This window comes from Arthrobacter sp. LT660 (genome assembly GCF_056172845.1).
On the sequence record NZ_CM149651.1, the window covers coordinates 1,673,288 to 1,699,306 of the forward strand.

The following is a 26,019-nucleotide window of genomic DNA, read 5'->3' on the forward strand; positions in this document are numbered from 1 at the left end:
AGGAGCCTGACATGACGAAGCACCAACCGGCCAAACAACCCGCGAAGATTGTCCACGAGGGACTGCGGCTCGACCGTGACGACGACCGCGGGCGGTACTCCCTGTGGCACGCGGATACCTACATCGGCTTCGTGGGTTTCCGCGACGAGGATGGTGTCGTGGATCTCCAGCACACGATCATCAACGAGGCGTACGGCCGCCGCGGCTACGCGCGGGCACTGGTCACCCTCGTGTTCGAAGACTTGGAGTCGCGCGGAAAACGGATCATCCCCGAGTGCACTTATGTGCAGGACTACCTGCGTCGGTACCCGGAGTACAACCGTTTGGTTGCCGCGTAGGCGCGTAGGCACGTAGCACCGAAAGTTGGGCGGGGTGCTCGGACACGCGCGCCGGCGCACTTCTGTTCGGAGCCCGTCGGCTCCAGTCCCGATTCCTTGGTGCGGCAGGGGTTGTTCCTCCACGGTTTCAAATGAGTGGGAAATTAGCATCTCTTTTCCCCAAATGGTGTCTTGGGGTCTATTCTGTCGTATCTGTTTTCTAGTGTTGGTGTATGGACGGGAAGCGGGATTCGGAGAGTGGCCGGGGGGACGCGCGGGGCGCGGTCCCGGGCCCTGGCGGGTCCGAAGGCTCCGCATCCACCGGGTCCGCGGGTGGCGCGGCGGATTCCGCGGATTCCGGTTCCGCCCGGCATTCGGGGTCTGCCGGGGAGCCTGGCGGGACGGGGTTGGTGGAGCCGGTCGAGGCGGTGGAGGGCGTGTCGGCGGAGCATGCGTTGTTCGTGGGTGGGCGGTTGCGGGTGGTGGATCCGGGGGCGCTGACGTTGGAGGAGGCGGTGTTGCTGACCCGCGAGGGCGCCCGGCGGCGTGCGGGGTTGGACGCGGACGAGGTGCGGTTGCGGGCCGCGGCCGTGGAGGCGGTCCACCGCGAGCGGTTGGCGGAGCTCACCGAACTGGCCAGGACCTCCCGGGGCGTCTACCGGCCGTGGGCGGAGCGGTTGCGCGCGGAGTTCGCCGAGACGGACCCGAAGGTGGATTGGTGGGCGACGGCGGCCGCGGCGACCGAACTGGCCCCGGCGACCGGAACGTCCGAGGCGACGATGCAGGCGCGCGTCGCCCACGCGATCGAGCTCACCACCCACCGGAAGGCGTCCCTTACCGCGCTGGGGAACGGGGAGCTGGGGTTCGGGCACCTGCGGGTGATCCTGGAGGCCTGCGAGGCCGTCCAGCCCGCCGCGGTCCCCCCTCCGGGGAACGGGGCGGACCCGGCCGTGCTGGAGCGGTACCGGCGGGACGTGGCGGCGGAGGTGGAGTTGATGGAGGCGCAGCGGGACTGGCTGGAGGCCGAGCTGCTGGCCTTCGCCCCCGGACGCACCCCGGCGGATTTGGGGAAGAAGGCCCGGCGGGTGCAGGCGAAGATGGGTCCGGGGGTGCTGCGGGAGCGGGTGAAGGCCGCCGGGGAAAAGCGCGGGGTCTGGGTCGAACCCGGAACGGACGGGATGTCTCGGATGCACGCCGAGCTCCACGCGGTGGACGCGGTGGCGATGATGGACCGGATCCAACGCATCGCCACGACCCTGCACCGCGTCCAGGGCGAGGAGCGGACCATGGCGCAGCTGCGCGCCGACGTCCTGGCCGCCCTGGTGCTGGGCACCGAGGACGGGGACACGTGGGCGAACATCAAGGCCGAGATCATGGTCCTGCTCCCGCACGACGTCCTCACCGGCGACGCCGGCACCCTCCTGGAAACCACCCTCGCCGCCATGGACGCCACGGACGCCACGGACGACGCCGGGAACGCCGATAGCGCGGGCGCCACCGACGACGCCGACGACGCGGACGGCGCGGACGGCGCGGACGGCGCGGACGGCGCGGACGCCACGGGCGCTCCCTCCGGCGCCGGCGGCGGAGGCGGCGCTGGCCGCCCCACCGGCTTTCCTCCCCACCGCACGGCCGGGACGGCCCCGCCTGGCGATCGAGGCGGCAGGGACGGAGCGTCGTTCGGGGGCAGGGACGCTGCCGGCGGCGGGGCCGTCCATGGCGCAGACGCCGCCGGCGACAGGGCCGCCGACGGTGGTGACGGCGCTGCCGTCGCCCACGAGCGGGGTGTCGGGGCGTGCGGGGCTGATGGGGCGGTCGGCGGCGAAGGAACCCGCGGGGGTGGCGCCGCGGACATCCCGGCGGGCACCCGCCCGGCGCAGGACAGCGGTCCGGACACGGCCACGGCCCCTGCCAGGGCGTCTGAAACGACCCCGGACGCCGAAACCGCGGACGGATCGGTCCCGGCAAACGAAACAACCACCACGGACACCGCGGCCACCGAGACCGGCGATCCGGACGCCGCGGCCGCAGGCGCCGACCCGGCGGACGGCGCCAAACCCGGCGCGGGACCCGGCGCGGGACCAGGTGCGGGATCCGGCGCGGGACCCGGTGCGGGATCCGGTGGCGGTCCCGAGGTGTGCGAACTGGCCGGATACGGCCCGATCGACCCCGCCGCCGCCCTGCACCTGGCCCGGCTTGCCGCGACGTGGGCGACGCTCTACGCCTCCCCCGACGGCACCGCGATCGTCGCCATGGGACGGGCCCGCTACCGACCCACCGAACCGATGCGCCGGATGCTCACCGCCCGGGACCCCTACTGCACCCACATCGGCTGCGCGCGCGTGGACTCCGAAAACGACCACATCACCGAATGGCAGGACGGCGGAACCACCGACCTGGACAACCTCGCCCCGCGCTGCCCCAAACACCACAAGATGAAAACCGTCGGACTCTGGCAAACCCTCACCACCGGAAACGGCTCCGTCACCCACACCTCGCCGGCCGGATTCACCTACAACACCGACACCGAAATCCCCTGGCAAACCACCAAACCACCGCCGCCGCCCGGCGGCCGAAGCGATCGTGGCCCGGACCCCCACAACGGCGGAATCCGAACCGAGCACCAAGCCGAAGCCGAAGCCGAAGAATCCTGGCGACGATCACTGGCCGAACTCCGCCAAAAAACCGACACCAGCCAACCCCAACCACCGGACCCAGAACCGGAGCCGGGGCCCGGGCAACCCAACGGCGCCGTCAACGACGACGAACCACCGTTCTAGATCGCTATCCGCTGCGTGAACTCGTCGGACCGTCTCGCCGCCCGTGAGGTGAGCGTCTCCGACGCGGAGGTCATCGCCCTCGTGCGCCGACGGTTGGACTGGGCCACAGGGGACGACGGCTAGACTGGCTCGGTGACTATTGCGACCCCGTACGAGGATCTCCTCCGCGACGTGCTGGCCAACGGCACCACGAAATCGGACCGCACCGGCACCGGAACGCGCAGCGTTTTCGGGCGCCAACTGCGCTTCGACCTCGCCGAATCGTTCCCCCTGATCACCACCAAGCGCGTCCACTTCAAATCGGTGGCACTCGAGCTCCTGTGGTTCCTGCGCGGCGATTCCAACGTCTCCTGGCTGCGCGAGCAGGGCGTCACGATCTGGAACGAATGGGCGGACGACGCCGGAGAGCTCGGCCCGGTCTACGGCGTCCAGTGGCGCTCGTGGCCCACGCCGGACGGCGGACACATCGACCAGATCGCCCAGGTCGTCGAGTCCATCAAGTCCAACCCGGACTCGCGCCGGCACATCGTCTCCGCCTGGAACGTCTCCGAGCTGCACAACATGGCCCTGCCCCCGTGCCATGCCTTCTTCCAGTTCTACGTCGCCGACGGCAAGCTCTCCTGCCAGCTGTACCAGCGCAGCGCCGACATGTTCCTCGGTGTCCCCTTCAACATCGCCTCCTACGCCCTGCTGACCCACATGGTGGCGCAGCAGACGGGGCTAGAGGTCGGCGAATTCGTCTGGACCGGCGGCGACGTTCACATCTACGACAACCACGTGGACCAGGTCGCCGAGCAGCTCTCTCGCGACCCCTACGAATACCCCCGGCTGGCGATCGCGCGCGTCCCGGAGAGCATCTTCGACTACACGCTTGAGGACTTCGAGGTGCTCGGCTACCGCCACCACCCCGCGATCAAAGCCCCGATCGCCGTATGAGTGAACAACTTAACGGCCCCGGCCACTCCGCGCGCCCGGAACGAGAGCCACGGATCGGCATGGTCTGGGCACAGACCATCGACGGAACCATCGGCAACAACGGCACCATGCCTTGGCATTTGCCCGAGGACATGGCGCACTTCAAGCGGACCACCATGGGCCATCCCGTCGTCATGGGCCGGCGCACCTGGGAGTCCATCCCGCCGCGCTTCCGCCCCTTCGCCGGACGCACCAACATCGTCCTGACTTCCGACGCCGGAACCTCCGCCGACGTGCGCGGGGCGGGCGGCGCCGTCGTGCATTCCCCCGAGGAAGCCCTCGAAACCGCGCGCACCGCCGACGGCGCCGAGGAGATCTGGATCTGTGGCGGGGGCAAGGTGTACGAGGCGTGCGAACCCCTCGCCGACACCGCCGTCGTCACCGTCATCAACTCCGCCATCGACGGCGACACGCACGCCCCGAGCCTGGGCCAGACCTGGCGCAAAACCATGTCCGATCCCGGCGAGGGGTGGCTGACGTCGTCGACCGGGCTGGAATACCGCTTCGAGCTTTGGGAGAAGACACCGTGAAAGAAGCACTCAGGGAACTGACCGGCAAACCCGAGCCGCTCTTCGCGCTCGGCTTCATGCTGTTTCCAATGCTGGCGCTCATCTGCGCCGCGCTGGGACTGTGGATGATCGTGATGGGCCAGACTATCGGCGGGCTTGTGGTGTTGTTCACCATTACGCAGGCCTTCGCCTTCGGTTCCTTCTGGGCGATCGGACGGCGTCGTCGCCTGTTGGACGGGGATTCCACCGGGCGATAGCCCCGCAAATCCGGTCCGAACGCCCGGCCGTCGGCCGTAACCGACTCTTCCCGCCTCGCGCCGCCGCCCTACCATGGTGGGTATGACTTCTTCAGTTGGTTTCGTTGGTTACCGGGGCATGGTCGGCTCCGTCCTCATGCAGCGCATGCGGGACGAGGGCGACTTCGCCCACCTCGACCCCGTGTTCTTCTCCACCTCGAACCCCGGCGGCGCCGCCCCGGCGTTCGCGGAGGGCGCCCCCGTGCTGAAGAACGCGCACGACCTGGACGAGTTGGCCAAGCTGCCGATCATCGTCACGGCGCAGGGCGGGGACTACACCAAGGCCGTGCACGGCGACCTGCGCGCCCGCGGCTGGGACGGCCTCTGGATCGACGCGGCCTCGACGCTGCGCATGAACGACGACTCGATCATCGTCCTGGACCCGGTCAACCGGAACGTCATCGACGCCGGTCTGGCCAACGGCACCCGCGACTTCGTCGGCGGCAATTGCACGGTCTCCTGCATGCTCATGGGCCTCGGCGGACTGTTCCGCAACGGACTGGTCGAGTGGGGCACCGCCATGACCTACCAGGCGGCCTCCGGCGGCGGCGCGCGCCACATGCGCGAACTGCTGACCCAGTTCGGCGACATCAATGCCCACGTCGCCGACGACCTCTCCGACCCGGCGTCCGCGATCCTCGAGATCGACCACAAGGTCCTCGCCGCGCAGCGCAGCGGCCTCGACGCGACCCAGTTCGGCGTCCCGCTGGCGGGCTCCCTCATCCCGTGGATCGACGCCGACCTCGGCAACGGCCAGTCCAAGGAGGAGTGGAAGGCGGGGGTCGAGACCAACAAGATCCTCGGCACGGACGACTCCAACCACATCGCCGTCGACGGGCTCTGCGTCCGCATCGGCGCGATGCGATCGCACTCGCAGGCCCTCACCCTCAAGCTGCGCGAGGACCTCCCCCTAGCCGAGATCGAGAGACTGCTCGACGCCGACAACGAGTGGGCGAAGGTCGTTCCGAACACCAAGGAGGCCACGGTCGACGCGCTGACCCCGGTTTCCGCCTCCGGCACCCTGGACATCCCGGTGGGCCGCATCCGCAAGCTCGAAATGGGCCCCGAGTACATCTCCGCGTTCACGGTCGGCGACCAGCTCCTCTGGGGCGCCGCCGAGCCGCTTCGCCGCATGCTGGCCATCGCGCAGGGCAGGCTCTAGCGGTACCGGGCATCACGGCGCCGAATACCGGCATGGACCCGCGTCGACCTCCCCTTGGGGACGGGCGGCGCGGGCTTTCCCGTTTTGCCCGGACGGCGCGGACCTTCTAGTTTTCGCGCCTGACCCGCAGGACATCCTCGTTGGCGGTGTCGTAGAGGCGCTGGAGCTGCTGCAACCGCGCATCGTCGATCTCCCCGGCGGCATGCGCCTTGGTTCCGTGGTCCAACAGCCGCTTGGCTTCCTTCAGGTTGCCCTGCGCCATGTCCATCGCGTGCTCAAGACTCGTGGTGTGTTCCATGTCCCCATGATCCACCTCACTAGGGCGTTCTGTCCACGGCGGGGCGGGCTCTCGCGTCCGCTCACGAAGCCGGCCCTTCCGGTCCCCCACCTCCGCTATAGGGCGCAGTTGATCAGCAGCGGCTCGTTGTGAAGCTCGATCCCGAACGCATCCACGACGCCGGCGCGGACCGCGCGCGCGACTGCCAGAATGTCCGACGCCGTTGCCTCGCCCCGGTTCGCGATGGCCAGCGTGTGCTTCGTTGACAACGCGGCCCGGCCCCCGGCCAACGCTTCCCCGGGAGTGCCCGGGAGCCCGAAGCCCTTGCCGAACCCGGCGCGGTCGATCAGCCAGGCCGCCGACAGCTTGACCAGCCCGTCGGCCGCGGCGGTTCCGCCGGTTCCGACAACCGGGAAGCGCGGCGCGTCCTGGGGCAGCGACGCGGCCGTCTCCGCGGAGACGATCGGGTTGGTGAAGAAGGAACCGGTGCTGAACGTGTCCCGGTCCCCCGGATCGAGCACCATGCCCTTGCCTGCCCGAAGCCGCAGCACCTCGGTGCGGATCCGCGTGGCCTCGACGCGGTCCCCGACCGCGCATCCAAGCGCCTTGGCGAGCTCGGCGTACGCCACCGGCGCGCCGAGTCCGCCGGGCTCCAGCTGGAACTCCACCGTCAGGACCACGTACCGGGGCGAGCCGTTCGTCGTCGTCCGCTTGAGGACCGAGTCGCGGTAGCCGAAACCCAGGTCCGCGTTCGCGAAGCTCCGCACGCGCCCAGTGGTCCGGTCCCACGTGCGGACGCGGGAGATGGTCTTGGAGACGTCGGTGCCGTACGCGCCGACGTTCTGCACCGGCGTCGCTCCCGTGGATCCGGGGATGCCTGACAGGGCCTCGAGCCCGCCGAGGCCCGCGTCGAGGGTGCGCGCCACGACGTCGTCCCAGGGGTGGCCGGCCTGGACGGTGACGATCGCGCCGCCGCAGGTAGCGTCCGGATCGTCAATGGCAACGCCCTCCGAGGCGATGCGCAGCACCGTGCCGGGGTACCCGGCGTCGTCGACCACGAGGTTGGAGCCCCCCGCGACGATCAGCAGGTCCTCGCCGGCGGCGTCGGCCGCGGAGACCGCGTCGATGATGGCGCGCTCGTTGCTCGCTTCGAGGTAGCGGCCGGCGGGCCCACCGACGGCGGTGGTGGTCAGGGACGACAACAGGGTGGCACTCACGCCCTCCAGCCTAATCGGAATCCCGGTGCCCGCCCGTGGCCGCGGTCGCCGACGGGCGCGTGTTGCCGGCGAGGAAGAACGAGGCGACCACCAGGACGGCGAGCGCCGCCAGCGCGTTGAGCAGGCCGATCCGGTCCGCCAGCAGCCCCAGCAGCGGCGGGCCGCAGAGGAACGCGCCGTAGCCGATCGTCGAGACGACGGAGACGCGCGCGGCGGCGCGGAGCGGGTCGTCGGAGGCGGCGGTCATGGCCACGGGGAAGACCAGCGCGACGCCGAGTCCCCACAAGGCCAGTCCGGCGAAGGCGAGCGGCACGGAACCGGCGCCGACGAAGAGGAGGACGCCAGCGAGCGCCGCGACGGCGCTGGCGCGCATGGCGGCCACGGGTCCGATTCGCTCGAGCAGGCGTCCGCCGCCGAGCCGGGCGGTGGCCATGGCGGTGACGAACACGCCGTAGCCGAGCGCGCCGACGGCGTTGGTCGTCGCGTAGCCGTCCGCGAGCGCCAGTGCCACCCAGTCCCCGGCGGCGCCCTCCGCCAGTGCCATGCCCAGCACCATGGCACCGAGCAACACCGTGCGCGGTTCCCGCCACGTGCGGCCCATCACCGAGCCCGAACCGGCGGACGTGCCGGCCGCGGCGGCCGGCGTGCCGCCGGTGTCGGCGCGGAAGGCCCGCGCGGCCCAAAGGACCAGCGCGGCGACGCCGGCGGCGGCCGCGGAGTAGTGCCAGCCGACCGGCACGGACAGCCACGACGCCAGAGCTCCGGCGCCCGCCCCGACGATGGTCCCGACGCTAAAGCAGCCGTGCAGGACGGGCATGATGGCCCGGCCGAGCTCCGTTTCCATGGCGGCGCCCTGGACGTTGGAGGCGACGTTCCAACAGGCGGTTCCGGCGCCGAGGAGGGCAAGCGCTGATCCGGTCGCCGGGACGCTCCCGAGCGCCCCGACTCCGATGCCGGCGGCCGCCAGCGCGACGGACACCAGCAGGGCGCCGCCGCGGATGGTGTGGCCGGACCCCACGCGCAGGACCACCAGCCCGGACAGGGAGACGCTCACGAACGCGCCGAGCGTCAGGCTCAGCAGCAGCAGGCCCACCTGTCCGTGGGTGAGGCCCAGCCCGTCGCGGACGGACGGCAGGCGCGACACCAGCGTGGCGACCACGACGCCGGAGGCGAAATACGCGGCCACGACGCCGTTGCGCCACGAGGTGGTCGACGCGCGTCGCGTCGGGATTCCGCCGGGTGTCAGAAGCGCACCACGGCCTGCGCCTTGACCAGGACCTTCTGCCCGCCGACGACGACGGTCAGGTCGACGCGCGCGGTGCGCGCCTCGGCGTCGAGCTTTCCGATGGCGCCGGAGACCGCGATCTCGGTGCCCGCAGCGTCCGTCGGGTTGGAGCCGGCCGGGTCCTCGACGGGGACCGGCTTCGTGAAGCGCGTCTGGTAGTCGACGATCGCCGCCGGGTCGCCGACCCAGTCGGTGACCAGCTGCACGGCGGCGCCCATGGTGAACATTCCGTGGGCGATGACGCCGGGCAGGCCCACCTCGAGGGCGAAGCGTTCGTTCCAGTGGATGGGGTTCAGGTCCCCGCTGGCCCCGGCGTAGCGGACCAGGTCGGCGCGGTTCACGGTGACCGTGGCGGTGCCGATGGACTGCCCGGTTTCCAGGGTGTCGAAGTCGATGGCGGTCATGCCTTGTCCTCTCCGCGCACAAGCAGCGACGAAACGGTGGTGGCGACCGGTTCCCCGGCCGCGTTGGCGATTTCGGAGCGGGTGGTGATCATGGCCCCGCCGCCCATGGCGCGGACCTGGTCCACGTTCAGTTCGACGACGAGTGCGTCGCCGGCCACGATGGGCCGGTGGTGCGTGAAGCGCTGATCCGCGTGGACGACGCGGGAGAAATCGATCCCGGACTCCGGGTCGGAGATCAGCTGGGCGTCCGCCTTCTGCGCCACGATGATGGCGAACGTAGGGGGCGCGACGACGTCGTCGTATCCCAGCTCGGCGGCCGCCTCCGGGCTGAAGTGCGCGGCATGGGTGGCCTTGACCGCCGCGGCGAACTCGCGGATCTTCTCGCGGCCGACGACGTAGGGCTCGCCGGCGGGGTAGGTGCGCCCCTGCAGGGCAGGATCGATGCTCATGTCACTCCTGGCTCGGTGCGGCAGACGTTCCGCCGGCAGTATCCACCTTATCCGGCGGGCCCCGGGAACCGACCCGTCCGAGGGCGTACGACCCCTTGCCTGATCGGATCCGCATTGGTCCCTTGCCGATCGAACCGCCACCGAGTAGAACTTACGGGTCCCGCTATTCGCGGCAGCATGCCCGCCGGCCACGGCCGTCGGGCGGCGCCGCCCGTTCCCGAAGGAGGGGCCATGGCCCTCCCCACCACCCCGCCAGCACCTTCCCTGAGGAAGGTGCTGGGCCGCTTCGATGTCCTCGCCCTCGGCTTCGGCGCCATGATCGGCTTCGGATGGGTGGTCCTCACGGGCGGCTGGATCGAATCCGCGGGAACCATGGGAGCCACACTCGCCATGCTTGTCGGCGGCATCATCATGGCCGTCGTCGGTCTCGCCTACGCCGAGCTCTGCGCCGCGATGCCCAAGGCGGGCGGGGAGCACAACTACATCATGCGCGCCATGGGGCCGCGGCCCTCCTTCATCGGATCGTGGGGCATCATCGGCGGATACATCACGATTGTCGCCTTCGAGGCGGTTGCCCTGCCGCGGACCGTCGAGTACATCGTGCCGAACCTGAGCCACGTCAAGCTCTGGACCGTCGCGGGCTTCGACGTGCACCTCACCTGGGCGCTGGTCGGCGCCTTGGCCGCCGTCGTCGTCACCTGGATCAACATCCGCGGCGTGAAGCAGGCCAGCGTGGTCCAGACGTTCGTGGTCCTGTTTCTGCTGGCCATCGGCCTGGTCATGATCCTGGGAAGCTTCACCGGCGGCGAGGTCGCGAACATGGAGCCCCTCTTCAACGGCGGCATCAACGGGTTCTTCGCCGTCCTGGTGGTGGTGCCGTTCCTGTTCGTCGGGTTCGACGTCATTCCGCAGTCCGCCGAGGAGGTCAACATCCCGGCCCGCCAGATCGGCAAGCTGGTGGTCGTCTCCGTCGTCCTCGCCACGATCTGGTATGTCATGGTGGTCCTCACGACGTCGTCCGCCATGCCCGTCGGGGACCTCGCGGCCGCGGACATCGCCACCGCGGATGCCGTCGGCGCCATGTTCGGCTCCACCATCATGGCCAACGTCCTGATCGCCGGTGGCATCGCGGGAATCCTGACGTCCTGGAACTCGCTGCTGCTGGGCGCGTCGCGGCTGATGTTTTCGCTGGCTCGCGCGGGCATGCTTCCAGCGTTGTTCGGACGCCTGCACCCGAAGTACCACACCCCGCACAATGCCCTGCTGTTCATCGGTGCCCTGAGTTTCCTCGCGCCGTTCTTCGGAGTCGAGATGCTGATCTGGCTGGTCGATTCCGGCGCCCCCAGCATCGTCCTGGCCTACACGCTGGTGGCCGTGTCGTTCCTGGTCCTGCGCCGGCGGGAACCGAACATGGATCGGCCGCTGCGCATCGGCGGGGCCGGCAACGGAGGGCTCGCCATCGGCGTCGCCGCGGCGTTCTTCGGGGTGGCGCTGTTCAGTCTCTACATGCCCGGAATGCCGGCGCAGCTCGGCGTCGAACCGTGGATCCTGTTCGGGCTCTGGTGGGTCGTTGGCCTCGCCCTTTTCCTCCGGGTCCCGGCCGGAATCGCCGCCGGCCCAGACGCCGAGAAGCAGGTCGTGCAGCGGGTGCGCGAACGCTCCCGGTAGTGCCTACGGCGCGGGAAGAATGGAAACTACAGGAAGTCATAACTCCACGCCCGCGTCGGAGGACGGCGAATGCACAGGCCCGTCGGCTATGCCCCGCGGCTAGGTGCGGGACTTTTTTCCGGCCCTCGGCTGCCGCGGCGGCTGCGGCGTCGGCGGGTTGAGCTTCCGGTAGGCGCGCACGTCCCGGCCGCGGACCATGAGTCCGGCCATGTGCGTGAGCAGGCCGGCCATGATGATGCCCACTGCCGTGTACATCAGGGGCCGTGTCTCGGTGACCGCCCCGACGATCGCGAGGACGATGCCGAGGGCGGAGACCGTCATGGACACCACGACGAGTCGCTTGTAGAGGGGCGAGGCGGCTTCCCACGGCGTGCTGATCATGCCCACCAGTCTATCGGCGGCCCCGCGGTCAGAAGAGCGCGTCCTGCAGCAGCGGAACCGGCGTCGAGTGTGTGCCGAAGGCCATCCGCCGCCCCTTCAACACCGCGGCGTCGGCGACGAACCTCTCCGCGCTCCCGTCCAGCCGCGCCTCCAGCGCCTGGCCCAGGACCGAGACGACCGTAAACCCGTGTGCGCCGCCGTCCAGCCGGCTCGGATACGCATGGAGCGCTCCCCCGTCCCAGCCCCGCAACAGTTCCGCGGCGACGCCGGGCGCGGACCACTCCTTGGCCTGCGGCACGAAGTCCGCGGCGGACGCGTCGTCCGCATTCCCGAGGAATTCGCGCACCCTTTCGGCGAGGCCGCGGTTCAGCGCGGCGAGCGAGCCGGCGTCGTGCACCGTCCCGGCGAGCCCGGAGGCCTTCGCCGACGCGCGCACCGACTGCCCGAGGCCCAACCGGGCGGTGACGAGGTCCTCCAGGACGCGCACGGCCGCGCCGTCCGCGGCCAGCGCGACATAGGTCGCGGCGACCGCACCCTGTTCGGCGAGCCGGCGCCACTCGCCGCCGGCGGCGGCCGTCCCGACCTTGGACGCGCCGTTCGCGAAGCTCGCCACGTAGAGCCAATGCTCCTGGGCCAGATAGTCCCGCAGGCCCGCCGGGGCGATCCCCGAACGGTGGAAATCGTGCATGTGCCGCGTCTCGTCCCGCGCGAAACACGGCCCGCACTGGTGGCCGCGCTCGGCCCGCGCCGCATCCGGACACGCCACCGCGGTCCGCTCGCGGCGCCCGTGCACCTTCGTGTGCCCCAGGCACCAGCGGTCTTCCGCCGCGGCGAACGCCAACCGCGAGCCGGATTCCAGCACGACGTCGACCGCCTCGCCTTCCGCCGTCGTCAGCGCGAGCCGCGGGACGCCGTCGGACGAGGGCCAGCGGATTCCGTGGCACAACAGGTCTCCGGGAGGCGCCGCGGCGGGGACGGTCATCGGGCGGTGCCTACGACAGGCCGCCGGAGACGGCCGCTGCGGCCTCGAGCCAGGCGCGGCGGGTGGCCGGACGGAGCGCGTCGAACCGGATGGGCCCCTTGACGAGGGCCGGATCGTACGGGACGGTGACGACGGCGCGGGCCAGCCGGGCGAAGCCCCGCGCGACGCGACGCAACTGTTCGTTGCTGCCGCGCTGCTGGTGCTGGCTGACCACCACGACGGCGTTGCGCGCGAGCTCCGCGTAGTGGCCTCCCCGCTGCGCCAGGCCCTCGAGCAGCAGGGCGCCGGCCTCGGCGTGCTCCTCGACGGTGGTGCTGGCGATGACCAGCTGGTCCGTGTGGTCGATCATCCGCATCCAGCGTTCGGCCGATTCGTCGTTGCCCGAGTCGACAACGGTGAGCCGGAAGAAGCGCGCGACCGTGGCGTGCAGCGCGTCGAAGTCGCCCGCGTTCAGGTGCTGTTCCGAGGCCAGGAGGGTGGGATCGGTGCGCAGGACGCTGAAGCGGTCCTCCGGCTGGTAGTGGACGAAGGCGTTGACGGCCCGGTCCCCCGCCCGGGCGTTCTCGAGGTCCGGCGCGGCGCGCAGCAGATCCATCGAGTGGGCGTTGTGGCCGCCTTGCCCGGTCCGCCAGCCCAGCGTCCCGCGGGTGCCGTTGTTGTCCCACGCCAAGACCGGGTCGCCGCTGTGGCGGCCGAAGACGGCGGACAGGAGCACCGCCGTCGGGGTCTTGTTGGCGCCGCCCTTGCCGTTGACCACGGAGATGGTGCGCGGACGCTCCAGCCGCTTCGCGACGGCGCCGCGCCACTTGCGTTCCCGCAGTTCGCGCTTGGAGGGCTCGATGGGCACACCGAATCCCGCGAGCACGCCGCGCAGGCCCTGCTCCGGGGGCAGCATGGAGCCGTCGTCGGGACGCAGGAACGTCTCGCGGGGCTGGTTCGGCGGTGTCAGGAGGGTGTCGGACTCAGCGGTACCGGGGATCCGCCCGGTCGCTGTCTCGGGCGCTGTCTTGGCCTCGGCTTCGGGCCCGGTTGCCTGCGCCTCCTCTGCCTCGGCCGTGGCCGTGGGGGCTCCGTCGATGTCCGCATCGTCCGCGCGGCTCTCCTCGACGGCGTCGAACTCGTCGAACTCGCCGGCGGCGTCCGGGGCGCCCTGTTGCGTGGCGGCGCGAACGCGCGGACGCGTCAAGACGGTGCCGGGATCGGCGCACGACGGCGCGGCCGCCTTCGGCGCGGGCCGTGTCGCAGGTGCGGGCCGTGTCGCAGGTGCGGGCTCCTTCGCGGGTGCGGGCTCCTTCGCGGGTGCGGGCGTCTCGGGTGCCGGTGGCTCGGTCGGCGCTTCGGGGCCCGGTTCCTCGACGGATTCCGCCGCGGATCCCTGGACCGGCTGCCGGGCCGACGCTTCCTTGAGTTCCACCTCGCGCCGCGCGGCGTCCTCGGCCGCCCTGGCCCGGCGCAACTGCGCCCTCGACGGATAATCTCCGTTCGGTACCCCAACTGCCATTTCCTGGTGTCCTCCCACGCGTTTCGACCCGTCGCCGCTGATGTCCCCGTCCAGTTTATGGGCTTGGCGCGGCGCCCCGAGCCACGCAAAAGACCCCCGGCGGCTTGCGCCTCCGGGGGTCCGGGATCCTGTGTGGATCGGGTTGGTAGCGGTGCCGGGACTCGATCCCGGGACCTCACGATTATGAGTCGTGCGCTCTAACCAGCTGAGCTACACCGCCACGAATGGGAAAGAACCCGCGCCTACATCTTCTCCGAGAGAGACATCGACGCGGGCCCTTGTCATTCAGAGCCCCCCACCGGAATCGATCCGGTGACCTCGTTCTTACCAAGAACGCGCTCTACCACTGAGCTAGGGGGGCAACGGAGAAAAACTTTACCAGCAAATTTCCGCCGAATGAAATCGGAATGCGCCTCCGTGGCGGAGGCCACATTCAGCGGGTCAGCGGTCCAGCCAATGCGCCGCCAACCCGCGCCAGGCGGGACGGAAAGCGTAGACGCAGACCAGCCGGATCCGGGCGGATTCGGTGTAGGCGTCCAGCAGTCGGGGGTCGGCACCGAGCACTTCGGCGGTCCCCAGGACACGCATCACGGCGGCGTCCCGCGCCGCCTCCGTGACCACTCCCTGGTCGCGGCGCAGATCCAGATGCGCCAGCAGGTTGCCGAGGTCGAGTTCAACGTCGGCGCGCGCGGCGGTGTCGAAGTCCAGCAGGCCGAGCCGGCCCGTCGCCTCATCGAACAGCAACTGCTTGTCGTGCAGGTCCCGGTGGGCCACCACTTCCCTCCGCGGCGCCCGCACGCCGAGCGCCGCGGAGGCCCGCGCCGCGCGTTCTTCAAATGTCCGGCGCGACGTCGGCGAGAGCCGCAGCGGGTCGTGGTCCACGAGGTGCCCGGTCCAGGTCGCCAGAACGGAACGTTCGTCGCCGACCCCGTGCGCGGGGAGTCCTCCCGCCTCGGAGAGCACCAGCCGCGGCCAGGCCTCCGCCCACGCGTCCCAGGCGCGATTCCACTGGTGCGTGTTCAGCGCGGTCAGGGGCATACCGGGCACGGCGGTGAATTCCACGCACCCCTCGCCGGCCGCCACGACCCCTGGCGCCCGCAATCCCGCCACGGCGGCCTTCTGGCCGAGCCGGCGGGACACGCCAGCCACGGCGGCTTCCTTCCCGGCCCGCAGGACCTTCAGGTAACCGGTTCCCCCCGGACCGTCCACCCTCACCACGGCCCTGCGACCGTATCGGTGCACCACCAGGGTTCCCCGAGACGTGAGTGCGGGCAGCGCTGGATCCGCGGCGTGGGGGAGCAGTTTGGCCGCGCCGCCTCTCCAGCGTCCCGCGCGGACACGGCCCTCCGCGTCGGTCCCCTCGAACGTCTGCGTCCCGTCCGCCTTGGGCCAGGCGCGTTGGACCTCCACCACGCACCCGGCGACCTCCACCCGGCCGGGCAGCACGGGCTGCGCGGAAGCGGGCTGCGCGGAAGTCCTCCACGCGCGGGGCCCTCCGCCGCGGGCGATGCGTTCAGCCAACTCCAAGCGCGCGAGCACCGCTTCCTCCCATCCCGGGCGGGCCGCGCGGAAAGGCTCCAGGGCCCGCATCATCACGTGCACGCCCGTCCACGCCGCGAGGTTCGAAACACCCCCGCGCTGCCGTGCGTAGGCGTCGGCGAGCGCCGCGGCACACGCGTCTCCGCGGCCGGCCAGCAGTTCGACGGCGGCAAAGGACCCGGCGTCCCATCCGGCGGGTCCCATCGCCATCCGATCCAGGTCGATCAGCCGCAGCCCGTCCGACCCGTCCAGCAGCTGATCGGCGGAGAAGTCGCCGTGCAGCGGAACGTCGTCCGCGTCCAGGGATTCGACGGCGCCAAGAAGCCCGGCTGCCGTCGCCCGTGCCAACGATGCGGCTCCGGGGAGCACGTGGGCAACGCCGCGGGTCACGGCCCTGAGGCTCCGCGCAGGGTCGATCCTGCCCGTCGGGCACGCCCCGCTCCCGTGGAGGCCCGCCAGGATGCGGCCCGCCGCGGCGGCCTGGCCAGCCGCCGACGAAGGCTCGGCCGCGCCCCACGCCCCGGCGAGGTCCCCGTATCCGTAGTGCGCATAGACCAGCGTCCGCGCGTCCCGCCCGGGCCGGGGCACGAGTACCGGTACCCCCTTGGTCCGCAGCTCGGCCAGCACCGCGGGGAGCCCGTGGAGCGGGTGGATGGTGGTCTTGGAGACACTGCGGCGTCCGTCCGCGGTCCGCGGCAACTCGATCACCAGGCGCCGCCACGGGTTGTAGTTGAGCACGGTCCCGTTCGGGGAGCCGTCCGCCCGTAGCAGCCGCGCGGCCCGCAGACCTGCCCGCAGGCGGTTGTCCAGGCCTACCGGGCCGTACATCAGGACGTGTCCGGGGGCGTCCGGCACGGCGGCCTCGAGCAGTTCGAATCCGCGGGCGCGCGCCTTGCGGCGGAGTTTGGCCGTCTTGACCTGGGCCTCGGGGCCGAAACCGGCGATCCAGCGGCCTCCGCCCGGACCCCCGACCCGGCCGATCGTCGAGAACCCCGGCTTGTAGCGCAGGTGGTCGATGCCGACGCCGCGGCACCCGAGCGCGTCCAGGACCTCGTCCGACGCCGGGTGGGCGCCGAGCAGGATCCGCGCCGCGGGCAACAGCCCGGATTCCGCGGCCTCACGGCTCACGCGGTCACCTCCTGTCCGGCGGTCTCCCGCGATACCCACTCCGCGAAGGTGCCGGAACCCTCGGCCATCAAATCGGCCGGGGTGCCGTCCAGGACAATCCGTCCGCGGTCGAGCCAGACCACCCGGTCCGCGGCGAGGGCGGTTGCGGCGTCGTGCGTGATGCTGATGGTGGTGCGGCCCGTGGTGAGGCGAGACAGAGCCCGGAGCACCAGGCCTGCCGAGGCGGGATCCAGGCCCGTGGTGGCCTCGTCCAACACCACCACCGCGCTGTTGCGAAGCATGGCTCGGGCAATCGCGATGCGCTGGCGCTGGCCCCCGGAGAGGGTCCCGCCGCGCTCGCCCAGCACCGTGTCGTATCCCTCCGGGAACTCGTGGATGAAGTCGTGGGCCTGGGCCCGTCGGGCCGCGTCCATGATCTCCTCGTCCGTGGCGTCCAGGCGCCCGTAGCGGATGTTCTCGCGGATGGTCCCGCTGAACAGGACGGATTCCTGCGGCACCAGGCTGACGTGGGACCGCAGCGAGGCCAGCGTGATCCGCCGGACGTCCAGCCCGTCCAGCGCGACGGAGCCGGCGGAGGGCTCCAGCAGGCGCGACAGCAGGAGCGAGAACGTCGATTTCCCCGAACCCGACGGCCCGACGACGGCGATCCTCTGTCCGGCGGGAATGTCCAGCGACAGGTCCTCCAGAACCTTGTCACCGCCGTAACCGGCCGTGACGTTCCGCAGCGAGACGGCGCCGTCGGCACGGACCAGCGCCTTGGCGCCGGGCGCGTCGGCGATGCCCGCGGGCACGTCGAGCAGGTCCGCCACGCGTTCGCCCGAGGCGGCGGCCCGGGCGATCCGGCCCGTGTACTTGGCCATGTCCCGCAGCGGCTTCATGGCCGTCTTGAGGTAGGTCAGGAAGATGACGAGGTCGCCCGGCGTCATGCCGCCCTGGACCACGCGCCACCCGCCGCCCACCAGGACGACGGCGGTCGCCACGCCGACGATCACGTCCGTCCGCCGTTCGAGTCCGGCCGACAGCCTCTTGGCCCGGACGCCATCGCGCAGCGTCTTGTTGTTGCTGCCCGCGAACCTGCCCTCCAGCTCCTTCTCCAAACCGAAGGCGTGGACGACGCGCATGGCACCGAGGCTTTCGTGCGCGATGTTGGCCAGTTGCCCCTCGCCCCTGCGGGTCTTGCGGGACGCCCCCGTGATTTTTCCGGTACTTCCCCGCGAACTGAGCAGGTACGCCGCGGCGGCGGCGACGACCACGAGCGCCAACAGCGGGTCCAGCCAGAACATCACTCCGGCCATGGCCACCAGCGTCAGCATGTTGGCCAGCATCGGCAGCCCGGCGGTGACCGCGACCTCTTGGAGCTTCCCGACGTCGCCGACGAGCCGCTGCACGGTGTCTCCGGTCTTCGCGCCGGAATGGTAGGTGCCGGAGAGCGACTGCACGTGCGCGAACACGCGTTGGCGCAGCGCCGTGGCGACCCGGGACCCGGCGAGCGCGAACGCCACGGTGGCCAGGTAGTTGGCCAGGGCCCGCAGGCCGACGATCACGACGACGGCGGCGCCGCAGGTGAGCATCAGCGACAGGGTGGCGGCCGGGACCGAGGCGCCGAGTTCCGCGCCGAGGCTTTGCGACACGGCGTCCACGACGAACTTCGTGGGCCAGGGTTCGAGCACCCGGAAGGCCACCTCGAAGATCAGGGCGACGACGCCGCCCGCCATGAGTTTCCGGTGACCCGGCAGGTGCGGCCGCAGGACGGTCAGGGTGCGGCGGAACGGCCCGGGCTGGCGCGGGCTCACGTCAGGGCCCCCTCGGGGACGCGTCGCGCCGTCGGGATCGGCTCGATTCCTTGGAGGGTCCGCTCCAGCACGCGTTCCCAGCCGTGTTCGGCGACCGCCTCTTGGCGCGCGTTGCCGCCGAGTTCCGCGCGCCGGCCGGGATCGGCGGCGAGCGCGTCCAGCGCGTGGGCGAGCGCACCGGCGTCGGACGGTTCGACCAGCACTCCGGTGCGGCCGTCGCGGACGATGCCGGGCACCTGACCGACCCTGCTGGCGACGACCGGCAGGCCGGCGGCCAGGTACTCGTAGATCTTCAGCGGGGAGAAATAGGACTCCTGCGCGGACGCCTGGGGATACGGTGCGACGGCGATGTCGGCACCCGACAGCAGCCCGCCGACGGAGCCCGGTTCCACGGCACCGACGAAATCGATCCGGGAGTTGGCGGCGGGGCCGTGCGCCCGGGCACGGTCGCGCAGTTCGCCGGCCTGGGGTCCGTCTCCGACGATGGCCAGCCGCCACTGCCCCGCCGAACACGCGACCGCATCCACCAGCGTCTCCACACCGTGCCACGGCTTGAGCGTTCCGACGAACACCACGGTTGGTCCTGCGTTGGTGCTCTCCGGATGCGGTCCGCGCGGGCGGATCCTGTCCGTGTTCACGCCGTTGGAAACGACGGCGACCCGGTCCTCGGCGGACTCGCCGACATGGGTGCGCACCCACGCGGCGACCGGTTCGGAGACGCACACGGTCCGGACCGCGGCGCCGGCTTGGCGCCGCAGCGCCGCCCACGCCTCGTCCTCCAGCACCAGTTCACGGTGTGTCCGCTGCTCGTCGATCAGCGGCGCGTTGACCTCGAGGATCCCCGGGATCCCGTCGGTTTCGGCGAGCGAAGCCAGGACCGTGCTGAAAAGGCTGTACCGCTCGTAGACAAGGTCGGCGCCGTCCGCCGCGATGCGCTCGGCCATCTGGCGCGACGCGGCCAGCTGCGCGTGCTCGCGCCCTGCCGCCGTGCCGGAACGAATCGGCACCTCCACGACGTCGAGGTCCGCGAGGTCCGCCGGGACGTGGGAGCCGGTGCGCGTGCAATAGAGGCGGACGTCCGCGCCACGGGCTCGCAGGGCCCGGACGATCTCCTGCACGTGCACCGACGCGCCCTTGGTGCCGAAGAACGGAATGCCGGGATCCACGCAGGCATAGGCCACGCGCAACCCTGCGATGTCCGCCGCTGAGGACGCGGAGGGTGCGGAGCGGGACGGTGCGGGAGACGGGGAAAGCGCGGCGGGGGGAGACGGCTGCGCGGCGGGGACGCCGATGGGCGCGCCGGCGCGGTCCTCCAATGCGGCCAGGGCGCGCGCCTGTCCGGCGGAATCGAACCGTCGCTCCACCAGGTCCCGCGCCGCGCGCGCCACCTCGCGGCGGGGAAAACCGGGCTCCGCCGTCCGGGCCAGCGCGCGGGCCAGCGCCTCGGCGTCGTCCGGTGGGAGCAGGACGCCGGTGGCGGGACCGCCGTCGCCGTCGTGGATGGCTTCGGGGATGCCGGTCACCGCCGTGGCGACGCAGGTGACGCCCATGGCCATCGCCTCCAGCAGGACGGTCGGCAGGCCGTCCGCGTTGCCGTCGGCGCCCACGGTGCAGGGCGCCGCGAAGACATCGGCCCATTCAAGCAGGGCGCGCACCTCCGCCTGGGTCTGCGGACCGAGCAGTCGGGCGGTGTTCCGCACACCCGACGCCGGGGAGGCGCCGGCTGCCGGGTCCGGGGCGGCGCCGCCGTCCGCCGGCGGTGGGCCGCCGAGTCCCCGGCGCGCAATGTGCTCCGCGAGATCGGCGGCCAGCTCGCCGTCCCCGGCGATCCGGACGTCGGCCGCGACTCCGCGCTCGGCGAGTGCGGCGACGGCGTCGAGGAGCCGGGAGAAGCCCTTCTTCTCGACCAAACGTCCGACGGCGGCGATCCGCAGGCGACCGCCGGGGGTCCGCGGTTCGCGGAAGGGGAACCGTTCCAGCTCCAACCCGTTGTACAGCAGGTGCGTGCGCTCCGCGAGGTCCGGATACTGCCCCGCCAAGTGCCCCAGATTGAATCGGCTGATGGTCACGGTGTGGGACGCCCGGCGCAGGGTCGTCCCCAATCGCTCCGGGTCGACGGAATCGTGGAACAGGTCCTTTGCGTGGGTCGTCACGGAGAATGTGATGCCCGCCAGTTCCGCGGCGATTTCCGCGGTCCGGCCGGCGACCGACCCGAAGTGGGCGTGGAGGTGCGTCAGGCCGGCCCGGGTGGCGGAGGTCGCCAACGCGATCCCCTGGTGGACCTCGGTGGGATCGTAGCCGGACAGCTCGGGAAGCAACGCGGCGTAGCGGTCCGCGAAGCCCGGAACGGTGCGCGTGGCGTCCGCCACCAGCCCCCACCCCTCGGAAAGCTTGACCGGTTTGGGAACGAACTCCACGGGTGCCAGGACGCGTGCCAGCTCGGGGTGGAACCGCGCGTCCGTGCTGTGCCGGAGTGCGAAGATCCGCAGGGGCTCCCCCGCGGCCTCCCTGGCCAGGATCTCGGTCACGATGAACGTTTCGGAGAAGCGCGGATAGACCTTGAGCACGTATCCGGTGCGCCGGGGGTTAGACGGCAACATGGGCGAGTTCCTCTCGTGTGGTCCCGGAATCGTCCGGGGCGGGAAGGGGTGTGGCCGCGGCGACGAGGCGGACGGCGTGGCGGGCAATCGCGGTCAGCCCGTCCAGCCTGATCGTGCCGCGTGCCTCCGACTGTGCACGGGCCTCGTGCCGTTCGGGGGCCTCCCGCCGGAGGCCCCTGTCCGACTCGGAGCGGCCGGCGGGGACCGCGTCGGCGAACCACCCGCCGATCGACTCTGCGTCCACGACGTCGGGCGGCAGTAAACGCACGGCCCCGCGGCGTTCGAGGGACCGGGCGCGGATCAGCTGCTCCGTCCGCGGAGCAATCCGCGGGACGACGAGGGCGGGCGTCGCGGACCCCAGCACCTCGCACACCGTGTTGTAGCCGCCCATCACGACGACGGCGGCCGCCGATCTGATGTAGGACAGCCCGTCCGGAACGGAGGCGACGACGCGGGTTCCCGGCGCCGCCGCGGCCCGGACCTTCTCGCGCTGTGCCCTGGGCATCTGGGGCCCCGTGACCACCAGGTGCCGGTGCCCGTCGGGGACGGCCGCGGCGGCCGCGGCGGCGGTCAGTCCGTAACCGTCGGAACCACCGCCGGCCATGGTCAGCACATAGGGGCGGTCCACGGCGTCGGCCGGTTCGGAGCAGTGGCGACCGGCGGACAGATAGCCGGTGTACCGGATGCGACCGGCCAGCGCCCGCGGGACCTCGCCCGCCGCGACGGGGTCGTGGATGCCCTCGTCGCCGTAGACCCAAACCTCGTCGAAGGTGTCACAGACGCGCTCGACACCCACGCGCGCCCACTCCGCGGAGGCCGTGGCCGGGTCGTCGAGAACCTCGCGGAGCCCCAGGACAAGGCGGCAGCCGGGATTGTCGCGCCGCAGGTTGGACAGCGGCGCGGAGAGTTCGCCATCGACGCCGAAGGCGTGCCGGTCCACCACCACGACGTGCGGACGGAAGGACTGCAGGACGCCGTCGACCACGGACGAGCGCACGTCCATCAAACGATCCATGCCCACGTTCAGCGTACGCGGGGCATACCGTCCGTCGCGCTTGTGGATGCCCGGCATCAGCACCCAATCCCAGCCCTCCGGCGTCGGATAGCCGGTGGCGGTCCGTTCGCCGGTCATGAGCAGCCCCGAGACCCGGCGTCCCGTGGCGCCCGGCAGGGCCTCGTTCAGCGCGTGCGCGATGGCCAGGTTGCGGCGGGTGTGCCCGAGCCCCACGGAATCATGGGAATAGAGGGCCACCCGGAGGCCAGGTTGGTGCTGGGTACTTGCCATGGGAAACAGCCTGCCTACGGAAGATGAGTCGAAGATGAACATCAGATGAAAAGGTTCTCATCTAATGTTCGAAAAGAGTCTAATGTTCGACAAGAGGCGCAAAAAAGTCCGGCCGGACACGTCTGCACGTGTCCGGCCGGACCCTAGGGCATGTTTCTAGTAGCTGCGGCCGCCGCGGGCGCCGTCGAACCCGCGGGCACCCGTGCGGGGCTTGCGCGATCCGCCGAAGCCGCCGCCGCCGGAGCGCTCGCCGCGTTCGGGGCGCTCGCCCTGCCGACGCTCGCCGCGGTCGGTGCCGCCCTCTTCACGCTTGCGGAACCCGCCGCCGCCTCCGCGACCGCCGCCGAAGCCGCCCGAACGGGGGCCGGACTCCCGCTCGCTGCGCGGGGTGCGACCGTTGTCCAATTCGAGGCGTATCAGCTCGCCGCCGATACGCGTCTTGGACAGTGCCTGCCACTGGTCCTGGGACAGCTCGGCCGGAAGCTCCACCAGGGTGTGGTCGGCCCGGATGTCGATGCCGCCGATGTCGGCGGAGCTGAAGCCACCCTCGTTGGCGAGCGCACCGACGATCGAGCCGGGCATCACGCGCTGGCGTCGTCCGACGGAGATGCGGTACGTCGCATTGCCCTCGGTGAGCGAGCGCGACGGACCCCGGGAACCGAAGCCGTCCTTGGCGCCCTTCATGGCGCGGGCCTGCTTGGCCGGTGGCGTCGGCATTTCCTCCATGAGGAGCGGACGGCCGCCCTGCGCCATGTGCGCCAGCGCCGCGGCGATCTCGGTCGCCGTGATGTCGTGGTCGGCCTCGAACTTCTCTACGAGACCGCGGAAGACGGTCAGGTCCTCGGAACCGAGGGTTTCCGTGATCCGCTCGGCGAACTTGGCCAGCCGCTTGTCGTTGACGACGTCGACGCTGGGCAGGTGCATGAGCTCGACCGGCTGGCGCGTGGCCTTCTCGATCGCGCGCAGCAGGTACTTCTCGCGCGGGGTCATGAACAGGATCGCGTCGCCGGAGCGGCCGGCGCGGCCCGTGCGGCCGATGCGGTGCACGTAGGACTCGGTGTCGTGCGGGATGTCGAAGTTCACGACGTGGCTGATGCGCTCGACGTCGAGGCCGCGGGCCGCGACGTCGGTGGCGACGAGGATGTCGATCTTGCCCGAGCGAAGGTTCTCGACTGTGCGCTCGCGCTGCTGCTGCGGGATGTCGCCGTTGATGGCGGCAGCCAGGAAGCCGCGGGCCTTGAGCTTGTCGGCGAGGTCCTCGGTGGCCATCTTGGTGCGTACGAAGGCGATGACTCCGTCGAACGGCTCGGCCTCGAGGATGCGGGTCAGCGCGTCCAGCTTGTGCGGGCCCATGACCTGCACGTAGCGCTGGCGGATGTTGGTGCCCGTGGAGGTGCTGGACTTGACCGAGATCTCCTGCGGGTTGCGCAGGTACTGCTTCGCGATGCGGCGGATCGAGGACGGCATGGTGGCGGAGAACAGCACCACTTGCTTGTCCTCGGGGGTGGCCTCGAGGATCTTGTCGACCTCTTCGGCGAAGCCCATGCGGAGCATCTCGTCGGCCTCGTCCAGGACGACGTACTGCAGGTCGGAGAGATCCAGCGAACCCTTGTTGATGTGGTCGATCACGCGGCCGGGCGTGCCGACGACAATCTGGGCGCCGCGGCGCAGGCCGGCGAGCTGCGGGCCGTAGGCCGAGCCGCCGTAGACGGGCAGGACGGTGAAGTCGCCCATGTGCTTGGCGTAGGACGTGAAGGCCTCTGCGACCTGGAGCGCGAGCTCGCGGGTCGGGGCGAGGACGAGGACCTGGGTGTTGCGGGCGGTGCCGTTGAGGTCCGCGAGTTCGGCCATCTTGGACAGCGCCGGGAGGGCGAACGCGGCGGTCTTGCCGGTGCCGGTCTGGGCGACGCCGACGACGTCGCGGCCCTCGAGCAGCAGCGGTATGGTGGCGGCCTGGATCGGGGACGGCTTCTCGTAGCCGAGGTCGGTGACGGCGGCGAGCACGCGGGCGTCGATGCCGAGGTCCGTGAACTTCACGGTCTCCTCGGCGGGGGCTTCGGCTTCGGCGGTGTGGTTTTCGGGCATGTCGGAGGACATAGGAAACTACCTCATTCATAGGGGCGGATTCGCGCCACTCGTTCAGGAGTGGCTTCCGCGGCACATTCGGACTTTTCACCTGCTAAGTCCGGCGCTCCCCTATGAAAACCGCCCGATTGACGGGCTCACATGCGATAGCTCTTGCCTCAAATATTGGGCAGGATGCGAGGGAAGCCGGATATCGGCGAACACCTAAGTCTATCCGATGGCGCCCGCTGGTGGGCGGGCGGGTGCTGTGCGCTTGCGCACACGGGGCGCAGGCGGGGCCTAGACGAGCGCGAGGAGCTTGGGCGGCAAGGCCCAGGCACCGGCGTCGTGCCCCTCCCGCAGGACCGCCGCCTGCGCGGGCGCCAGGCCCCGGAACACGTCCCGGACGGTGATTCCGTGCTCCGGACGGTGTTCGACGGCGATCGCCTCGCCGGCGCGGATGGAGCCCTTGCGGGCCACGCGCAGGTAGCAGCCGATATCGCCGCGCTCGGCGAAGCGCGCCACCCACCGGGGCTCGCCCATGCGCCGCGCGAATGTGGCGCACGGGGTGCGGGGCAGCGTGACCTCCAGGACGACGTCGTTCCCGATCCTCCAGCGCTCGCCCACGACGGCGTCCGATGTCTCGACGCCGTCGACGCGGAGGTTTTCGCCGAAGAGACCCGGTTCGATCCCGCGGCCCAGCTCCCCGGCCCAGCGCCGCGCTTCGGCCTCCGAATACGCGTAGACGGCCTGGTCCTCGCCGCCGTGGTGGGCGCGGTCCGTCTGCGTGTCCGCGTAGAGCCCCAGTCGCGCGACCTTGACCGGTCCGTCCACCGGGCGCTTGTCGATCGCGCTGATCCCCACGGGACCGCGGTCCGGGATCAGCTGGTGCACGCGGCACACGGCCTTGAGGACGCCCGGGGTCGATTCCATGGCTCCATGCTACGGCCGCGCCTCGGCTAGGCTCTGCACCGTGAAGAAACTGCCGGGAACCCTGCGTGCCGCCGTCGTCTGGTGGGCCGCCGTGGCCGTCGTCGCCCTCGGTTTCGCCGTGGCCGCGGTGGGCAACGCGCAGCTCGCCTCCGACGGCGACCGGCTCGGCTTCGTGGCGCTGGGCGCCGTGCTCGCGCTGCTGGGGATACTGGTCGGCTACGGCGTCTGGCAGCTGTACCGCGGAAAGCTGGCCGGCCGCGGGACGCTGACGACGTTCGGGCTCATCGGAGGGCTGCCGCTGCTGTTCCGCGGCCCCCGGTTGGGGGTGCTCGCCGTCGGCCTGCTGATCGGGGTGCTGCTGCTCTGGTTGCCGCCGAGCCTCGCGTACTTCAAGGACCAGTCGCGGGCGCTCCGGGCCAAGCGCAAGGCCGAGCGGATCGCCGCCCGCCGCACGCAGCGCCGCTAACCGCGCCG

The 26,019-nt window shown here is 71.2% G+C and carries 22 protein-coding genes and 2 tRNA genes; 8 read left to right on the top strand and 16 right to left on the bottom strand.

Going from position 1 to position 26,019, the window contains the following annotated elements; all coding sequences use genetic code 11:
• Positions 1-11: 11 nt before the first annotated feature.
• The 6 genes from AC0QSG_RS07735 to asd all read left to right on the top strand — a co-directional run bounded on the left by AC0QSG_RS07735 (position 12) and on the right by asd (position 6,039).
• On the top strand, positions 12-338 hold the full coding sequence (locus tag AC0QSG_RS07735; protein ID WP_435729141.1) for a GNAT family N-acetyltransferase: 327 nt from the start codon (positions 12-14) through the stop codon (positions 336-338).
• 389 nt (positions 339-727) lie between these two features.
• On the top strand, positions 728-3,097 hold the full coding sequence (locus AC0QSG_RS07740; protein ID WP_475377182.1) for an HNH endonuclease signature motif containing protein: 2,370 nt from the start codon (positions 728-730) through the stop codon (positions 3,095-3,097).
• A 132-nt stretch (positions 3,098-3,229) separates the two neighbouring features.
• Positions 3,230-4,033, top strand: a complete 804-nt coding sequence (locus AC0QSG_RS07745; protein ID WP_435728773.1) for a thymidylate synthase — start codon at positions 3,230-3,232, stop codon at positions 4,031-4,033.
• Positions 4,030-4,602, top strand: a complete 573-nt coding sequence (locus AC0QSG_RS07750; protein ID WP_475377183.1) for a dihydrofolate reductase — start codon at positions 4,030-4,032, stop codon at positions 4,600-4,602. Before AC0QSG_RS07745 ends, AC0QSG_RS07750 begins: the two co-directional genes overlap by 4 nt.
• Positions 4,599-4,838: an NF038396 family protein gene (locus AC0QSG_RS07755; RefSeq protein WP_475377184.1), complete on the top strand. Its 240-nt coding sequence runs from the start codon at positions 4,599-4,601 to the stop codon at positions 4,836-4,838. Before AC0QSG_RS07750 ends, AC0QSG_RS07755 begins: the two co-directional genes overlap by 4 nt.
• A 118-nt stretch (positions 4,839-4,956) precedes the next feature.
• Positions 4,957-6,039: an aspartate-semialdehyde dehydrogenase gene (asd, locus tag AC0QSG_RS07760; RefSeq protein WP_475377290.1), complete on the top strand. Its 1,083-nt coding sequence runs from the start codon at positions 4,957-4,959 to the stop codon at positions 6,037-6,039.
• 106 nt (positions 6,040-6,145) lie between these two features.
• Here asd and AC0QSG_RS07765 read toward each other — a convergent pair whose 3' ends face one another.
• From AC0QSG_RS07765 to AC0QSG_RS07785, 5 genes are all read right to left on the bottom strand, one after another.
• Positions 6,146-6,337, bottom strand: a complete 192-nt coding sequence (locus AC0QSG_RS07765) for a hypothetical protein (RefSeq protein WP_435728777.1) — start codon at positions 6,335-6,337, stop codon at positions 6,146-6,148.
• 95 nt (positions 6,338-6,432) lie between these two features.
• The gene (locus tag AC0QSG_RS07770) at positions 6,433-7,533 is read right to left on the bottom strand and encodes a UDP-N-acetylmuramate dehydrogenase (RefSeq protein ID WP_435728778.1); all 1,101 of its coding nucleotides are present in this window, start codon (positions 7,531-7,533) and stop codon (positions 6,433-6,435) included.
• A 10-nt stretch (positions 7,534-7,543) separates the two neighbouring features.
• Positions 7,544-8,719 carry an MFS transporter gene (locus AC0QSG_RS07775; RefSeq protein ID WP_475377185.1) on the bottom strand — a complete coding sequence of 392 codons (1,176 nt, stop codon included), beginning with the start codon at positions 8,717-8,719 and terminating at the stop codon, positions 7,544-7,546.
• Between the two features lie 56 nt (positions 8,720-8,775).
• Positions 8,776-9,222 carry a MaoC family dehydratase gene (locus AC0QSG_RS07780; RefSeq protein WP_435728780.1) on the bottom strand — a complete coding sequence of 149 codons (447 nt, stop codon included), beginning with the start codon at positions 9,220-9,222 and terminating at the stop codon, positions 8,776-8,778.
• The gene (locus AC0QSG_RS07785; RefSeq protein ID WP_475377186.1) at positions 9,219-9,671 is read right to left on the bottom strand and encodes an FAS1-like dehydratase domain-containing protein; all 453 of its coding nucleotides are present in this window, start codon (positions 9,669-9,671) and stop codon (positions 9,219-9,221) included. Before AC0QSG_RS07785 ends, AC0QSG_RS07780 begins: the two co-directional genes overlap by 4 nt.
• A 231-nt stretch (positions 9,672-9,902) precedes the next feature.
• Between AC0QSG_RS07785 and AC0QSG_RS07790 the strand changes: the two genes are divergently transcribed.
• Positions 9,903-11,339 carry an APC family permease gene (locus tag AC0QSG_RS07790; RefSeq protein WP_475377187.1) on the top strand — a complete coding sequence of 479 codons (1,437 nt, stop codon included), beginning with the start codon at positions 9,903-9,905 and terminating at the stop codon, positions 11,337-11,339.
• 99 nt (positions 11,340-11,438) lie between these two features.
• Here the strand turns inward: AC0QSG_RS07790 and AC0QSG_RS07795 are convergent, their stop codons facing one another.
• The 11 genes from AC0QSG_RS07795 to AC0QSG_RS07845 form a co-directional block, all read right to left on the bottom strand.
• Positions 11,439-11,720, bottom strand: a complete 282-nt coding sequence (locus AC0QSG_RS07795) for a hypothetical protein (protein WP_475377188.1) — start codon at positions 11,718-11,720, stop codon at positions 11,439-11,441.
• Between the two features lie 28 nt (positions 11,721-11,748).
• Entirely contained in the window at positions 11,749-12,702 is a 954-nt protein-coding gene (locus AC0QSG_RS07800) for a DUF2797 domain-containing protein (RefSeq protein WP_475377189.1), read from the bottom strand.
• A 10-nt stretch (positions 12,703-12,712) separates the two neighbouring features.
• Positions 12,713-14,203, bottom strand: a complete 1,491-nt coding sequence (locus tag AC0QSG_RS07805; protein WP_475377190.1) for a MinD/ParA family ATP-binding protein — start codon at positions 14,201-14,203, stop codon at positions 12,713-12,715.
• Positions 14,204-14,346: 143 nt separating this feature from the next.
• Positions 14,347-14,423 (bottom strand) — tRNA-Met (locus tag AC0QSG_RS07810).
• A 69-nt stretch (positions 14,424-14,492) separates the two neighbouring features.
• A tRNA-Thr gene (locus AC0QSG_RS07815) sits at positions 14,493-14,564 on the bottom strand.
• A gap of 80 nt (positions 14,565-14,644) precedes the next feature.
• On the bottom strand, positions 14,645-16,870 hold the full coding sequence (locus tag AC0QSG_RS07820) for a phosphotransferase (protein WP_475377191.1): 2,226 nt from the start codon (positions 16,868-16,870) through the stop codon (positions 14,645-14,647).
• Complete coding sequence (locus AC0QSG_RS07825; protein WP_475377192.1) at positions 16,867-18,663, bottom strand: ABC transporter ATP-binding protein; 1,797 nt, start codon at positions 18,661-18,663, stop codon at positions 16,867-16,869. Before AC0QSG_RS07825 ends, AC0QSG_RS07820 begins: the two co-directional genes overlap by 4 nt.
• Positions 18,660-21,263, bottom strand: a complete 2,604-nt coding sequence (locus AC0QSG_RS07830) for a glycosyltransferase (RefSeq protein WP_475377193.1) — start codon at positions 21,261-21,263, stop codon at positions 18,660-18,662. Before AC0QSG_RS07830 ends, AC0QSG_RS07825 begins: the two co-directional genes overlap by 4 nt.
• Positions 21,250-22,548: a glycosyltransferase family protein gene (locus AC0QSG_RS07835; RefSeq protein ID WP_475377194.1), complete on the bottom strand. Its 1,299-nt coding sequence runs from the start codon at positions 22,546-22,548 to the stop codon at positions 21,250-21,252. The genes AC0QSG_RS07830 and AC0QSG_RS07835 overlap by 14 nt, the downstream gene beginning before the upstream one ends.
• Before the next feature lie 156 nt (positions 22,549-22,704).
• Positions 22,705-24,645, bottom strand: a complete 1,941-nt coding sequence (locus tag AC0QSG_RS07840) for a DEAD/DEAH box helicase (protein ID WP_475377195.1) — start codon at positions 24,643-24,645, stop codon at positions 22,705-22,707.
• Positions 24,646-24,912: 267 nt separating this feature from the next.
• On the bottom strand, positions 24,913-25,545 hold the full coding sequence (locus AC0QSG_RS07845; RefSeq protein WP_475377196.1) for an MOSC domain-containing protein: 633 nt from the start codon (positions 25,543-25,545) through the stop codon (positions 24,913-24,915).
• A 40-nt stretch (positions 25,546-25,585) separates the two neighbouring features.
• On the opposite strand from AC0QSG_RS07845, the gene AC0QSG_RS07850 reads away from it, so the two are divergent.
• On the top strand, positions 25,586-26,011 hold the full coding sequence (locus AC0QSG_RS07850; RefSeq protein ID WP_475377197.1) for a hypothetical protein: 426 nt from the start codon (positions 25,586-25,588) through the stop codon (positions 26,009-26,011).
• Positions 26,012-26,019: the final 8 nt, after the last annotated feature.